The sequence below is a fragment of the Dyadobacter sp. HNCC25DJ187 genome, assembly GCF_056895255.1.
In genome coordinates this window covers 97,537-111,434 of sequence record NZ_JBXHAT010000004.1, presented here as the reverse complement: position 1 = coordinate 111,434, position 13,898 = coordinate 97,537, and the positions used below count along the sequence as shown (strand labels likewise).

Annotated in this window: 11 protein-coding genes; 6 read left to right on the top strand and 5 right to left on the bottom strand. The window is 43.4% G+C overall.

The window, feature by feature from the left end:
- The first annotated feature begins 38 nt into the window (after positions 1 to 38).
- Positions 39 to 1,007 (top strand): MlaD family protein, encoded by a 969-nt coding sequence (locus tag AC1XUE_RS23885; protein WP_483358511.1) that lies wholly within the window; start codon positions 39 to 41, stop codon positions 1,005 to 1,007.
- A 119-nt stretch (positions 1,008 to 1,126) separates the two neighbouring features.
- Positions 1,127 to 2,740: an acyl-CoA carboxylase subunit beta gene (locus tag AC1XUE_RS23880; RefSeq protein ID WP_483358510.1), complete on the top strand. Its 1,614-nt coding sequence runs from the start codon at positions 1,127 to 1,129 to the stop codon at positions 2,738 to 2,740.
- A gap of 131 nt (positions 2,741 to 2,871) precedes the next feature.
- Here AC1XUE_RS23880 and AC1XUE_RS23875 read toward each other — a convergent pair whose 3' ends face one another.
- On the bottom strand, positions 2,872 to 3,162 hold the full coding sequence (locus AC1XUE_RS23875) for a hypothetical protein (protein WP_483358509.1): 291 nt from the start codon (positions 3,160 to 3,162) through the stop codon (positions 2,872 to 2,874).
- 46 nt (positions 3,163 to 3,208) lie between these two features.
- Here AC1XUE_RS23875 and AC1XUE_RS23870 point away from each other — a divergent pair, with 46 nt between their 5' ends.
- Entirely contained in the window at positions 3,209 to 5,227 is a 2,019-nt protein-coding gene (locus AC1XUE_RS23870; RefSeq protein ID WP_483358508.1) for an SGNH/GDSL hydrolase family protein, read from the top strand.
- A 62-nt stretch (positions 5,228 to 5,289) separates the two neighbouring features.
- Here AC1XUE_RS23870 and AC1XUE_RS23865 read toward each other — a convergent pair whose 3' ends face one another.
- From AC1XUE_RS23865 to AC1XUE_RS23855, 3 genes are read right to left on the bottom strand one after another with little or no spacing between them, the layout of a single operon-like run.
- Positions 5,290 to 5,613 carry a type II toxin-antitoxin system VapC family toxin gene (locus tag AC1XUE_RS23865; protein WP_483358507.1) on the bottom strand — a complete coding sequence of 108 codons (324 nt, stop codon included), beginning with the start codon at positions 5,611 to 5,613 and terminating at the stop codon, positions 5,290 to 5,292.
- The gene (locus AC1XUE_RS23860; protein WP_483358506.1) at positions 5,600 to 5,776 is read right to left on the bottom strand and encodes a hypothetical protein; all 177 of its coding nucleotides are present in this window, start codon (positions 5,774 to 5,776) and stop codon (positions 5,600 to 5,602) included. Before AC1XUE_RS23860 ends, AC1XUE_RS23865 begins: the two co-directional genes overlap by 14 nt.
- Before the next feature lie 57 nt (positions 5,777 to 5,833).
- Positions 5,834 to 6,745, bottom strand: coding sequence for a 2-oxoadipate dioxygenase/decarboxylase family protein (locus AC1XUE_RS23855; protein WP_483358505.1), 912 nt, complete (start codon positions 6,743 to 6,745; stop codon positions 5,834 to 5,836).
- Positions 6,746 to 6,995: 250 nt separating this feature from the next.
- Here AC1XUE_RS23855 and AC1XUE_RS23850 point away from each other — a divergent pair, with 250 nt between their 5' ends.
- From AC1XUE_RS23850 to AC1XUE_RS23840, 3 genes are all read left to right on the top strand, one after another.
- On the top strand, positions 6,996 to 9,323 hold the full coding sequence (locus tag AC1XUE_RS23850) for a PSD1 and planctomycete cytochrome C domain-containing protein (protein ID WP_483358504.1): 2,328 nt from the start codon (positions 6,996 to 6,998) through the stop codon (positions 9,321 to 9,323).
- A gap of 77 nt (positions 9,324 to 9,400) precedes the next feature.
- Entirely contained in the window at positions 9,401 to 10,858 is a 1,458-nt protein-coding gene (locus tag AC1XUE_RS23845) for a DUF1501 domain-containing protein (protein WP_483358503.1), read from the top strand.
- A complete protein-coding gene (locus AC1XUE_RS23840) occupies positions 10,859 to 13,063 on the top strand; it encodes an FN3 associated domain-containing protein (protein ID WP_483358502.1) in 2,205 nt (734 codons plus the stop codon).
- Between the two features lie 2 nt (positions 13,064 to 13,065).
- Here AC1XUE_RS23840 and AC1XUE_RS23835 read toward each other — a convergent pair whose 3' ends face one another.
- A complete protein-coding gene (locus tag AC1XUE_RS23835; protein ID WP_483358501.1) occupies positions 13,066 to 13,806 on the bottom strand; it encodes an MIP/aquaporin family protein in 741 nt (246 codons plus the stop codon).
- Positions 13,807 to 13,898: the final 92 nt, after the last annotated feature.

The following is a 13,898-nucleotide window of genomic DNA, read 5'->3' as shown; positions in this document are numbered from 1 at the left end:
CAGTGCTTTGACTAATGTCAAAGCAAATTTTTTAGCCCATGAAAATTTCAAAAGAAGCAAAAGTGGGAATTATGGCATTGGTAGCTATTATCGCGCTGTACTTCGGCTTCCACATATTAAAAGGATCCGACGTTTTTTCCAGAACGTATAAGTACCATGTTATTTACGACAATATCGATGGTCTTACCGCTTCCAATCCTGTCCTCTTAAACGGACTGAATGTTGGTCGTGTGCAAGGGATCAAATTATTGCAGGATCAGCAAAACAAACTTCTCGTTACACTGGATATACAAAAAACAATCACGCTCCCTGAGGGCACCATTGCAAGTCTGGCAGACGGTGGTCTGTTGGGAGGCAAAGTGATTCATCTGGTCATGGGTAAATCCGGCAAGTATTTGGCAGATGAGGATACTCTTTCCGGAATGAAAGAAGCCGGTATATCCGCTTTGTTACAGGAAAAGGCACTACCTCTGGTAACCCATGCCGACTCACTGGTCAGGAATCTGGATATGGTTGCTTCCGGCTTTAAGGAAACAGGCTTGATTCTGAATCAGGTGCTTAAAAATTATGATCAGGCAGGTAGTGATGTACAGGGAATGCTTAGAGACAACAGGAAGAACTTACTCGCAATCACTAATAATCTCAATAAACTGTCGTCCTCTCTTGTGGAGACAGAAAAGGAACTGAAGCCACTGCTTGGAAAAGCAAATACGCTTGCTGATTCTCTAAATGCATTACGACTTGGAGAAACTGTACAAAGCGCCAATAAAACCATCTCTGAATTGCGTCAGATACTGGCCAGTATAGAGGCAGGAAATGGTACCGCAGGTAAATTAGTCAAGGATGAAACACTTTACAGGAATTTGAACAGTACGATGGTAAGCCTGAATAAGCTGATGACCAACCTTCGTGAGCATCCGAATAGATATGTACACATTTCTGTGTTTGGGAAAAAAGACAAAGGCCCTGCTCAATCAGAACCTGATACAACTACGTTGATCAAATAGTTTTTTAATAGTCAGAAAGAAAGTCGTCTGCCGCCCGCAAACGACTTTCTTTTTTTGTTGCTGACCGTTGCATGTAAATGTATTTGTGTTTATACTGTATAAAATTGAATTATCGCATTATGGTAAAACAACAAACTATTCAGGAACTGTTGGAAGTGCTTCGTCAAAAAACTGAGCTGGTAAAACAGGGCGGTGGTGTGAAGAAAATAGAGGCGCATCATAGAAAAGGGAAACTTACTGCAAGGGAAAGGATTGATTATCTGATTGATGCGGATTCTTATTTCCTGGAGGTTGGTGCATTTGTGGGTGAGGGTATGTACGAAGAAGACGGAGGCTGTCCGTCGGGTGGAGTTGTTACGGGCATTGGTTATGTATCCGGAAAACAGTGTATGATCGTTGCCAACGATGCTACCGTAAAAGCGGGAGCGTGGTTTCCAATTGCTGCAAAAAAGAACCTTCGGGCACAGGAAATCGCGATGGAAAATCGTCTGCCGGTGATTTATCTTGTTGACAGTGCAGGTGTGTACCTGCCTATGCAATCCGAAGTTTTTGCCGATAAAGAGCATTTTGGACGGATCTTCAGGAATAATGCTAAAATGTCTTCGATGGGGATTGTTCAGCTGGCTGCCATTATGGGGAGCTGTGTCGCAGGAGGAGCTTATTTACCTATAATGTCCGATGAAGCGTTTATTGTTGAAGGGACTGGTTCGGTTTATCTGGCAGGACCCTATCTGGTCAAATCGTCTATCGGTGAAGATGTGGATTCCGAGACGTTGGGGGGAGCTGATATGCATTGCGAGATTTCAGGCGTGACTGATAACAAATTTTCTGATGATAGATCGTGTCTTGATGCAATCAAACGACATATTGATAAAATTGGCAGTCCTGAAAATGCTGGGTTTGATCGTAAGAAAACAATTACTCCTGCCAGGCTTCCTGAAGAGATCTACGATATCTTACCTATTGACCGGTTGAAGCCGTACGACATGCGCCATATTCTGGAAAGTATTGTCGACGCCTCAGAGCTGGATGAATACAAACCGGATTATGGAAAAACATTGATTTGTACATACGCCCGTATTGATGGCTGGGCAGTTGGCATTGTGGCGAATCAGCGGAAGATGGTTAAGTCCGGGAAAGGTGAAATGCAGATGGGAGGCGTTATATATGGTGAATCTGCCAACAAAGCGGCCCGTTTTATTATGAATTGCAACCAAAAAAAAATACCACTTATTTTCTTCCATGATGTTACCGGATTTATGGTAGGAAGTCGTGCAGAGCAGGGTGGGATCATCAAGGACGGTGCTAAGATGGTCAATGCGGTTGCTAATTCTGTTGTCCCCAAATTTACATTCATTGTAGGGAATTCGTATGGAGCCGGTAATTACGCAATGTGCGGCAAAGCGTACGACCCACGTCTGATTTATGCATGGCCCACGGCTCAGATGGCCGTAATGAGTGGCACTACTGCAGCAAAGACACTGCTTCAAATTAAAACAGCCACTTTAAAAGCAAAAGGAGAAACCATTACGCCCGAGGCCGAAAAAGATTTGTTGGACGAAATTACAGATCGTTACAATGAAGAATTGTCTCCTTATTATGCCGCATCAAGATTATGGGTAGATGGCATTATTGATCCCCTTGAAACCCGCAGAATTATCTCAATGGGAATAGAAGCAGCGAATCAGGCTCCAATTGAACAACGGTTTAATGTAGGGATCATGCAGGTATAGAGCATACTGACAGTAATTTATGAGATTAGTCGGTTAAATAGTGAGAGTTCGTATCGAACGAAATGAAGCTAAAACGACGAAAGCTGCCTGTTTGGGCAGCTTTCGTCGTTTCTATTTTATTATCTCATGAGCTAGTTTGATTCACTGAATTCAAGCAGCATTTCGTCTGTGATCTTGTTCTTTTCTTTAAAATCGGAAACTGTCTCCGTAAAGGAAGTATGCAGCCCCTCAATGTTTTCAAGATTTTTGTATGCGCCGTCATAGATCGATGCGATTGATTTTTCAAGATCCTGAATATTCAGATTCATATTTTCAGTCTCAATCTGACCTATTTTTTTGATCACTGCTGTTTCGCTATTCTTCAAGTCTTCGATCTCGCGAAGCACTTTTTCCATTGTTTTATACTTTTCAATCTTATCCATAAGTTCTTAAGTTAATGTTACTGTAACTGAATAAAATACCGTGCCAATGATCGCCAGAAAATACGTGGGATTTAATTTTAGAGAAGTAAGTTTTAAGGTGAAATTTCTTTTTAAAATTATGACCAAAACCTACTTAATAGGGATTTTATCCTTCCTATGCACTACGCTATCAGCTTCTGCACAACCTTTCGAAAAGGTTGTTGCCGGTGATATATCTACTTGGAAAGGCTTTGAGAAGCAGACATTTAAATTTGAAAATCGGGAAGCCTGGTATATAAAACCGAAGCAGGCTGCTTTGGGAAATCCATGGGTATGGCGCGCTCATTTCCCAACCTGGCATACTGAGATGGACAGCATCCTGCTCACACGAGGGTTCCATATCGCATATGTGAATACCAATGATATGTTTGCTCATCCCAAAGCAATGCAGATTTGGGATAATTTCTATGACTATCTGGTAAAAGAAAAGCAATTTGCTCCAAAGGTTGCATTGGAAGGTGTGAGCCGTGGAGGCCTGTATGTATATGGCTGGGCAAAACGGAATCCGGATAAAGTGAGTTGTATTTATGCAGAAGCACCGGTTTGCGATCCCAGGAGCTGGCCTGGCGGCAAGGGAAAGGGAGCTGGGTCTGCGGAAGAATGGGCGTCCTGGCTACAGCAGTTTGGGTTAACAGAAAAAGAAGCACAATCTTTTGAGGATATACCACTTAATGATCTGAAAGGACTGGCAGCATTCAAAGTCCCGCTATTGCATGTGATAGGTTTGCAGGATAAGCTGGTACCGCCTGCCGAAAATTCTGATTTGCTTGTGCAAAACTATGTGAAACTCGGAGGGCCTGCCAGCGTATATCCAATGACAAGAGGGGAACAAACCCTGGAGGGACACCATTTCCCTATTGAGCACCCGGAATACCTGGCTAATTTTATCTATGAGAATAGTATGCCGGTTGTAAAGCCACTAAGTCATTTGCCATATATCGAAGTGAATAACGGTTTATACAATGCATATCAGAAATTCAGAATAACGAAAAAAGGGACAGTTGCTTTTTTAGGTGGTTCCATCACACATAATCCGGGTTGGCGGGATAAAACGACGCAATATCTGAAAGAGCGTTTTCCTGATACCGAGTTCACTTTTATAGCTGCAGGCATTCCTTCGCTGGGAAGTACACCTCATGCATTTCGATTTTCCCGTGATGTTTTAGCTCAGGGAACACCGGATCTGTTGTTTTTGGAAGCTGCAGTAAATGACAGGGGAAACGGATTCAGTGAAAAAGCCCAAGTACGGGCATTGGATGGGATCATTAAGCAGTTACATGCCCAAAATCCTAAAGCAAATGTAGTTTTGATGGCATTTGCAGAGCCTCATAAAAATACAGATTATGAAAATGGAAAGGAGCCTGTTGAGGTAAGTGTCCATCGGAGAGTGGCTAGACATTATGGAGCGGTTTACATCAACCTTGCAAAGGAAGTGTACGATAGAATCAAGGCAGGAGAATTTTCCTGGCAATATGACTTCAAGGACTTACATCCTTCACCTTACGGACAGGAAGTCTATTTTCAAACAATTAAGGAATTGCTGAAATTCACTCCTTCTGATATGGCTACATCGCAAAAGCCCTCAGGCATGGATGTATATGCTTATGAGAAGGCCAGGTATGTGGACATTGATGAAGCGACAAACTTATCAGGATTCAAAGCAGAGGCTAACTGGAAGCCTATGGGTAAAGTAACGACAAGAGCTGGTTTTGTAGACGTACCCATGTTAACCAGCGATAAGGCGGGTTCATCTTTTACTTTTAATTTTAAAGGTCGTGCTGTAGGTATAGCCATTATCTCAGGCCCTGATGCCGGCAAAATAGCCTATACCATAGACGGCAAAGATTCGAAGACGTTGGATTTATTCACCCCATGGAGTACGCAACTCCATCTGCCGTGGTACCTGATGCTTGCCGATGAACTAAGGTCAGGCAAGCACACTCTGAAGCTTACGCTTCTGCCTGAAAAAAATGAAAAGAGTACAGGAAGCGCGCTAAGAGTTGTTCACTTTTTGGTAAATGAGTGAGGATTTCCGCAGCTTCAAAATTCCAGCAGAATTAAATCAAGATTCGGAATGTTTGCAAAACCTTAATCAAAAGTAATAAGCTCGACTCTCAGAAACTGAGCAGCGGCAGCTATAATGGCGTCGGGAAGTTTAACTTTCTTAGTTCTTTTAAGGTCTATAGTAAGGTCTTTTATTTTCGGAATTATTTCTACTATTGAGCAGTCAGTAAAAAACTCTTTGATTGCTAGAATACTTTCATCATCCAAGCCTTGATAACTTAAAAGTTCTATTTGTGTGACAGCAGATATAAATATTTGGTTTCCATCAAGCGCCTTAATAGCCTTTGGATGATTGTTGAAAAAGTATACAAGTGTATTCGTGTCAGCTAAAACTCTATTCCCATTCACTTCTTATTTGTTTTTGGTATGTGAGTCCATCTACAGGAAACTTTATTTTCCCTGCATATTTTTTTGCATCGAATCCCTTCCTGGTAGCTCTTTCTTCAGCTATCGCTTCCATGGCTTTTCTGATTTCACATGCAGGAGCATCCTTCTTAATTGTGACTATCATATGTTGCAGATTTACACAAGTTTACATAAATTTTTAATAAACTTCAAGTTTGTATAATCACTTCAATGTCTGCGTCGTATACGTGCTTTCAAAGATCTTATCGGCATTAGCGGCTTCAAATCCATCACGACGGTGCTTTCTGGTCACTTGATCTTCAGGGAGGTTCTGAAACTCCGGTAAAATCTTACGTTCTGCAAACTCGACATATGAACCGGAAATCCGAAGTATTTCTCCATCGGCAAATGAGGCATCAATCATTTCAGCAACTGTTGCACTTTGGATTAGTCCGCCATCCGGACTTGTTTTGATCTTCCCACCGGATGTATTCAGTTTAATACCGATTCCTTCAAGAAAACGATTAAAATCATACACTGTGTTATAACCTTCAGGCAGATTGTGTACACTGATCGTAAAATGATTCAGATAGTAACGATTGTATATCACCCAAGCTGCATATTCACTTTCCTTTAACAGATTCCTGTAATCGGTCGCGCTCGGCGTTCTCCATAATGGCTTGTGAAGAAACTGGTCTACTTCTTCTCCGTTATCAAGATCAAGAGAATCAGCAGGATCGGTCTTCACCTCATCTGTATAGCTGCGAATAATACGCTGACTTTCCTCTGATAAGTCCCCAACCCGCAGTTCACTTACAAAAATACGCGGATCTGTTTCTCTGGGTGGACTATACCACCAGGCGTCCAGTTTCTTTCCTTCGAAATAGTAATGATCCCGTTTTTCATAACCGTAATGCAAAAATATTTTCTCAAAAGACTGAACGCCCAATTGGGGAACACCCATGGTGCGAAATGCTATGTGATCATTTTCGATATCGTTACCCGCAGCAACTATGCCCGCAGCAACCATCGCATCAATAATTACCTTCACATCAGGTACGCGTTCGGTATACCTGCGCATAAGTCCGTCCAATACAATATCAAGTGTTTTTAAATTTTGTGATGAATTATCCATGTTTCAGTATTGATTAAGGTAAATGAAACGTCAGTCGCAATTCTGTGGATCCACACTGTAAATTTAGCTAAATCAGTTTAAGTAATGTTCTGAACTTGCCATTTCTGGAAGCTGGAAAATTTGATTCATTCCTAACCACGGTCGTCAACAACGCCAAGATTGCTAAATGTACGTGAAAAGAGAAATTGCTATTTAAAAATCTTTATTTTTATAAATATATTGTGAAAAAATTATATCCAATGTGAAGGTTATGGTTACGAAAAAGCGGCTCTTCTTCATGATCATATGTCTGGTATCTTTCGGTATCATTGCTTTTTCATGTCTTCAAAAGAACAGTACGCCTGAAAATGACCTGTCTGACCAGGCAGTCAGCTATAACTTTGATATCAGGCCCATTTTGTCGGATAAATGTTTTGCCTGTCACGGTCCTGATGCCAACAAGCGGGAAGCGGGTTTAAGACTGGATCTGGCAGAAAGTGCCTATGCGAAATTGAAAGATGGAAGTGGCGTTGCTATTTTTCCGGGTAAACCAGATCAGTCAGAGGTATATAAACGAATTACGTCTGTTGATCCTGATTATCAGATGCCCACTCCGGAATCACACCTGGGCCTGCTTACAGAAAATGAAATAGGCATCGTTAAAAGATGGATAGAGAAGGGCGCAAAATATGAGAAGCATTGGGCATTTACTGTGCCTGTCAGTCCGGAAATTCCCGATGTAGACCGCGCCGACTGGGTAAAGAATGAAATAGATCACTTCGTGCTCAGAAGAATGAAAAACACGGGTCTGGACCCGAATGAAGAAGCGGATAAAAGCCAGTTACTCAAAAGAGTATCACTGGATCTGACCGGCTTACCTCCTTCGCTGGAACTGCAAGAGCAATTTGAAGCAGATCAAAGCAGTAAAGCCTATGAGAAAATGGTTGATCATCTGATCAGCCAGAAAACATACGGAGAGAAAATGGCCATATACTGGCTCGATATTGCACGTTATGCGGATTCTTACGGATATCAGGATGACGAGGTCAGGACGCAGTGGCCCTGGCGTGACTGGCTCATTCATGCCTTCAATAAAAACATGACTTATGATCAGTTTCTGACCTGGCAGATTGCCGGTGACCTGCTTCCTCATGCAGGTAAAGAACAGATTTTAGCTACCGCTTTTTTTCGCAATCATAAGTACACGGAAGAGGGCGGGGTCATTCCGGAAGAATATCGGGTTGAATACAACATCGACAAAACCAAAACTTATAGCACAGGTATACTCGGATTGACCGTAGAATGTGCACAGTGCCATGACCACAAGTATGATCCGGTTTCCCAGGAAGATTATTACAGGTTGTTTGCATTTTTTAATAATTCGAAGGAAGTGGGCTATGAAGGAGATGTGTCTCAGTCAAAGCGGGCTAAAAACCCGATCATGTCGATCACAGACGGCGAAGCGAAATCTTTGCTGTCTTTCATCAACAGGCCGGACACCAGTCGGCTGATCGTCTCTGTTATGGGCGACCGGGACACATTACGTCCCACCCATATCCTGAACCGAGGCGTTTATGATGCACCTGGCAGGGTAGTGACTGCCAGCGCACTTCCGGCTGTATTGAAGTTTGATACTACGGGATTGCCTCAGAATCGACTTGGCCTTGCTAAATGGACTACAAGTAAAAGTAATCCGCTTACGGCCAGAGTCTTTGTGAACCAGATATGGCAGGAGTTTTTCGGACGGGGATTTGTAAAAAGTACAGGCGATTTTGGCATGCAGGGAGATTTGCCTACCCATCCGGAGTTGCTGGACTGGCTTGCGGTGGATTTTATGAGTCATGGCTGGGACATTAAAAGGCTGGTCAAGCAAATTGTTACCTCCGCTACCTACAGACAATCCGCTAAAATTACACCGGAAAAACTAAGTGCAGACCCTGAAAACATTTACTTGTCTCGAGGAGCACGTTACCGTTTGCCTGCGGAGTTGGTACGCGACCTGGTGTTGGCATCGGGTGGATTGCTTAATCAAAAGATCGGGGGGCCGAGTGTAAAACCCTATCAGCCAAAAGGACTCTGGGAAGCTGCTACCTCCGGAAGAGGGTCACTAAAAACCTACCAGCAGGATAGGGGTGAAGCGTTATACAGGCGTGGTATGTACACATTTATAAAGCTGACCGTTCCTCCGCCTTCTATGATCATTTTTGATGCCAGCAATAGAGATCATTGTGAGATAAAACGATCGAAAACCAATACACCATTACAGGCTCTGGTAATGCTGAATGACCCGACTGTGCTGGAAGCATCACGTGTTTTAGCAGAAAAATTAACCTTGAAAATGAGTAGTACAGAGGATAAAATAAAGGAATCCTTCCAACGCATTATTTGCAGAAAACCAACTGATAAAGAATTAAAACTGCTAGTCGGTTATTACAAAGAAGAAGAAAGAGGCTTTATGAAAGATAAGAAAAAGGCCTTTAAGGTATTGAATGTAGGAGAATATAAGCATGAAGGAAAAGTGAAAGAGGGCGAAGCAGCAGCGCTGATGAGGGTGATCAGCACGCTGTATAACATGGAAGAAGCCATCACGAAATCTTAGTATGTTGGATACAGCTTCAGGATAAATAGATCTTGCGTCCCTTGCGATAGCGCCCATAGCGGTAAAAAACTTTTAACATGGAAAAGCAGATTTTTGATTTTGGAATGAACACCACCAGACGTCATTTTCTTTCCAGGCTGAGCCTCGGACTAGGGAGTGCGGCGTTGGGGTCCTTATTGATTCCGGATATTTTTAAAGGAAATGGAGATAGCGATGTAAACGATCTGGTTGCTGGTTTGCCTCATTTTGCGCCAAAAGCAAAACGTGTCATTTACCTTTTCCAAAACGGAGCTCCGTCACAACTGGATCTTTTCGATTATAAACCCCTGCTGAACAAAATGCATGGACAGGATTTGCCGGAATCCATTCGCGGAGGGCAGCGGCTTACCGGCATGACGGCAAGCCAGTCCGTATTCCCTTTGGCCGGATCGATCTTCAATTTTAAACAATATGGAAAATCCGGTGCATGGATGAGCGATTTGCTTCCTCATACCGCCAGGATTGTGGATGATCTTTGCATTATCAAAACACTGAATACAGAAGCTATTAACCATGATCCTGCACTCACCTTTTTTCAGACAGGTGCTCAGGTGGGGAACCGTCCGAGCATGGGGTCCTGGCTAAGTTATGGATTGGGAAGTGAAAATCAGAATCTTCCGGGATTTTGTGTGTTGCTTTCACGAGGAAAGGGAAATGGGCAGGGAGTGTATTCAAAGCTATGGACCAACGGTTTTCTGGATTCCGTACATCAGGGCGTACAGTTTAGCAGTGGCGAAAACCCTGTTCTGTACCTGAACGATCCGGATGGTATGGACCGAACACAGCGCAGGAAAATGCTCGATCATCTTTCCGAACTGAATCAGGGAACGTATGAGAATTACGGCGATCCTGAAATTACAGCGAAGGTGCAGCAATATGAAATGGCGTATCGTATGCAAACGGCTGTACCCGAAATTACTGATATGTCCAAGGAGCCGGAGTCCATCGTAAAAATGTATGGTCCGGAATGTCTTGTTCCCGGTACGTATGCAGCGAATTGCCTTTTAGCAAGAAAGCTTTCTGAACAGGGAGTCAGGTTCATTCAGCTGTATCATCAGGGATGGGATAGCCACGGCGGTCTGCCCAATGAAATAAAAGGACAGTGTATGGATGTCGATCAGGCCTCGGCGGCATTGGTCACTGATCTGAAACAACGCGGGTTGCTGGACGAAACACTGGTGATCTGGGGAGGAGAATTTGGTCGGACTAACTACTGCCAGGGTACATTAACCAAAGACAATTACGGTCGCGACCATCATCCCAGAGCTTTTACTGTCTGGATGGCCGGTGGTGGAATAAAACCGGGAATTGTATATGGTGAGACGGATGATTTTGGATACAACATTGTCAAAGATCCGGTACACGTGCACGACTTTCACGCCACTATATTGAATCAGCTAGGACTGGATCACGAAAAACTTGTTTTCAAAAATCAGGGGCGACGCTATAGGCTCACAGACGTGGCGGGGAAACTTGTAAATGGTATCATCGCATAAATGGAACCGAATAAGTCTTCCGAAGAGCATGTGAAAGACGTAAAATCCGATGAGATTTCAGGACCTCTGTTAGATCGTTTGCTGTACAACGCCGCTTTCTTTCTCAATGCGCTGTTGATCTTTCTGCTGATTTTTGAAAGTCGGTTTAATGTTCCGTTCTGGATGCGATCCCTGGGGCGTATGCACCCGCTTGTACTTCATTTTCCATTGGTAGTGCTGATGCTCTACGGAATCTGGATATTGGTGTCAGGTAAAAAAGAATCTGGCAGGTGGGATCAACGATTATCTGAAATACTTTTCCTCATTGGTGTGGTAACAGCGTCAATAGCTGCATTTTCGGGTTTTATATTATCAAAAGAGGAAGGGTATGATACCAATACACTTGCCTGGCACAAGTGGATGGGTGTCGCAGTTTCACTGTTCAGTTTGGTATGGTACAGCTATCGGTTTTATTTTTTACACTGGAAATTTTCTTCAAAATTAATAGCCCTTACTTTTATTACAATCCTAACGATTACCGGCCATTTAGGTGGAAATCTAACTCACGGAAATGATTTTTTGATCTCTCCGCTCCCGGTTGCAGAAAAAGAAAAAGTAGCAATTGAAGATGCGATGGTTTACGAGGATCTGGTTCAACCTGTCCTTCAGCAAAAATGTTTTGCTTGTCATAACGATGAAAAGTCAAAAGGGGGGCTCAAAATGCATACCCGCGAATTACTAACAAAAGGTGGTAAAAGCGGAGTACTTTGGGATACAACACAGGCCGATCTGGGATTGATGTTAACGCGGATTCATTTGCCTGTTGACGACAAAAAGCATATGCCGCCGCGGGGGAAAGTGCAGCTGACAGAGGATGAAATGATGCTGCTGGCAACTTGGGTAAAAGGCGGTTCAAAATTTGAGCAGAAGGTCAGCACACTTTCTCAGCAAGATCCTGTGTACGACTATGCGCTTAATGTGCTTGGTGGAGGCAGGACAGAAGACATGTACGACTTTGATGCTGCAAATCCGGCAGATATTCAAAAATTAAATACCAATTACCGCCTGATCCGCGCATTGTCCACGGAGTCTCCAGCCTTGTTTGTCAATTTTTATAACCGGGCGAGTTTCAAAGCGAAGGACATTGCTGACTTATCTGTTTTAGCAAAACAGATTGTTGCCATAGATCTGAGCAAAATGCCTGTAAAAGATGCAGATTTGAAAATTTTGGCTCAGTTTCCTGAGCTGCGTAAACTGAATCTGAACTTTACGGATATCGAAGGAGCAACTTTAAGTGAATTAAAAAAATTGCCTCGGTTAAGCGAATTGGCATTGAGCGGAACGCAGTTGACCATGGCAGAGGTGAAGGTGCTGAATGGAATGTCGTCGCTCAAAAAAGTCTACGTATGGAGTACGCGTATCAAACCTGAAGACATCGCAACACTAAAAGCGCAAACCAGCATAGAATTTGAAACCGGTTATCGGAGTGATACCGTTGTTCTTGCTTTAAACCCTCCTATCATTGAGAACGAAAATCAAATCATTGCCGGTGATGCAGCTATACGTTTGAAGCACCAGATTCCGGGAACAACGATCCGTTACACCACCAATGGTACGGATCCCGATAGCCTGGCAGCATTGGTGTATAAAGAACCGGTCAGGGTTTTAAAAAACACAAAGATCAGGGCGCGCGCTTTCAAAGCGGGCTGGTATGGTAGTAAGGATATAGAAAAGTACTTTTTTCGATCCACATATCACATTGATAGTGTAAAGCTTATTACATCGCCTGATCCCAAATATCCTGCACAGAAAGGTTTTACCATTGCGGATGGGATCAAAAGCGACAATTCCCAATCCAGTGGTAAATGGCTCGGTTACAGGGATCAGGATTTCCAGGCCTATCTGTTTTTCAGGAAACCTGTACGGGCTCAGAATATAACGATCAGCATGTTGCAGGCTATCAACGGATATATTTTCCCGCCTGTAAAAGTTGAAATATGGGGTGGATCGAATGAAAAAAGCCTGAAGCTACTGAAAACGATCACTCCTGCTAAACCAGTGAAGGAAACACAAAATGTGGATAATCTGGTGATTGAAGGCAATTTTCAGCCGCAGGATATAAGTTGTATTAGGATTAAGGCGATCCCGCTTGGTAAATTACCCGCCTGGCACCCTGGAAAGGGTGAAAAGGCATGGATATTCATAGATGAGGTTTTTGTAAATTAATTTTACATTGAAAATGATCGGAGAATAACTCCGGCGACGATTGCGCCGGCAATAGGACCGAATACAGGAATCCAGCCATAGCTCCAGTCAGAAGACCCTTTTTCAGGGATAGGAAGAACAGAGTAGGCCAGCCTTGGTCCCAAATCCCGAACCGGATTGATTGCATAGCCTGTGGTTCCACCCAGCGACAAGCCAATACTCCACACCAGCATACCAACCAGATAAGGTGCGATACCGGACGGAATACCGCCTTTGTCAGGATCGGCAGTACCGGAGTAGCCGATAGCCACTATACCGACGATCAGTATGACAGTTGCGATAAACTCGCTGAGGAAATTGGGAATGGTTGCTCTCACAGCAGGTGCTGTCGCAAAGCAAGCCAGTTTACTGCCGGCATCTTTTGTGAGTTGCCAGTGTGAATAATACTGTATCCATACCAATACAGCCCCCAGAAATGCGCCGATCAGCTGTGCCAGTAAATAGGAGGGAACCAGCGTGTAATCATTCTTAAGTACAGCAAAACCGATGGTAACGGCCGGATTAAGGTGAGCAGCCGCACTGCCAAAGGAATTAGCCGTAAATACGCCAATCATTACCGCAAACCCCCATCCGGCAGTAATCACAATCCAGCCTCCATTCTCTCCTTTGGTATTTTTGAGGACAACATTAGCAACTACGCCATTGCCTAATAATATCAGAACCATCGTTCCGATTAACTCGCCAAGAAAAGGGGATTGCTGCATTTTAATAGAGCTGTTCAGATTTGATCAGCGAATATGCGAATTGTTTTAAAATATCTTACATAGATACTAAAAAGAATATTTCATAGCCCTCT

Coding starts and splice junctions, on each gene's coding strand:
- AC1XUE_RS23885 (WP_483358511.1), top strand. CDS start 39: ATGAAAATTTCAAAAGAAGCAAAAGTGGGAATTATGGCATTGGTAGCT.
- AC1XUE_RS23880 (WP_483358510.1), top strand. CDS start 1,127: ATGGTAAAACAACAAACTATTCAGGAACTGTTGGAAGTGCTTCGTCAA.
- AC1XUE_RS23875 (WP_483358509.1), bottom strand. CDS start 3,162: ATGGATAAGATTGAAAAGTATAAAACAATGGAAAAAGTGCTTCGCGAG.
- AC1XUE_RS23870 (WP_483358508.1), top strand. CDS start 3,209: ATGATCGCCAGAAAATACGTGGGATTTAATTTTAGAGAAGTAAGTTTT.
- AC1XUE_RS23860 (WP_483358506.1), bottom strand. CDS start 5,776: ATGATAGTCACAATTAAGAAGGATGCTCCTGCATGTGAAATCAGAAAA.
- AC1XUE_RS23855 (WP_483358505.1), bottom strand. CDS start 6,745: ATGGATAATTCATCACAAAATTTAAAAACACTTGATATTGTATTGGAC.
- AC1XUE_RS23850 (WP_483358504.1), top strand. CDS start 6,996: ATGGTTACGAAAAAGCGGCTCTTCTTCATGATCATATGTCTGGTATCT.
- AC1XUE_RS23845 (WP_483358503.1), top strand. CDS start 9,401: ATGGAAAAGCAGATTTTTGATTTTGGAATGAACACCACCAGACGTCAT.
- AC1XUE_RS23840 (WP_483358502.1), top strand. CDS start 10,859: ATGGAACCGAATAAGTCTTCCGAAGAGCATGTGAAAGACGTAAAATCC.
- AC1XUE_RS23835 (WP_483358501.1), bottom strand. CDS start 13,806: ATGCAGCAATCCCCTTTTCTTGGCGAGTTAATCGGAACGATGGTTCTG.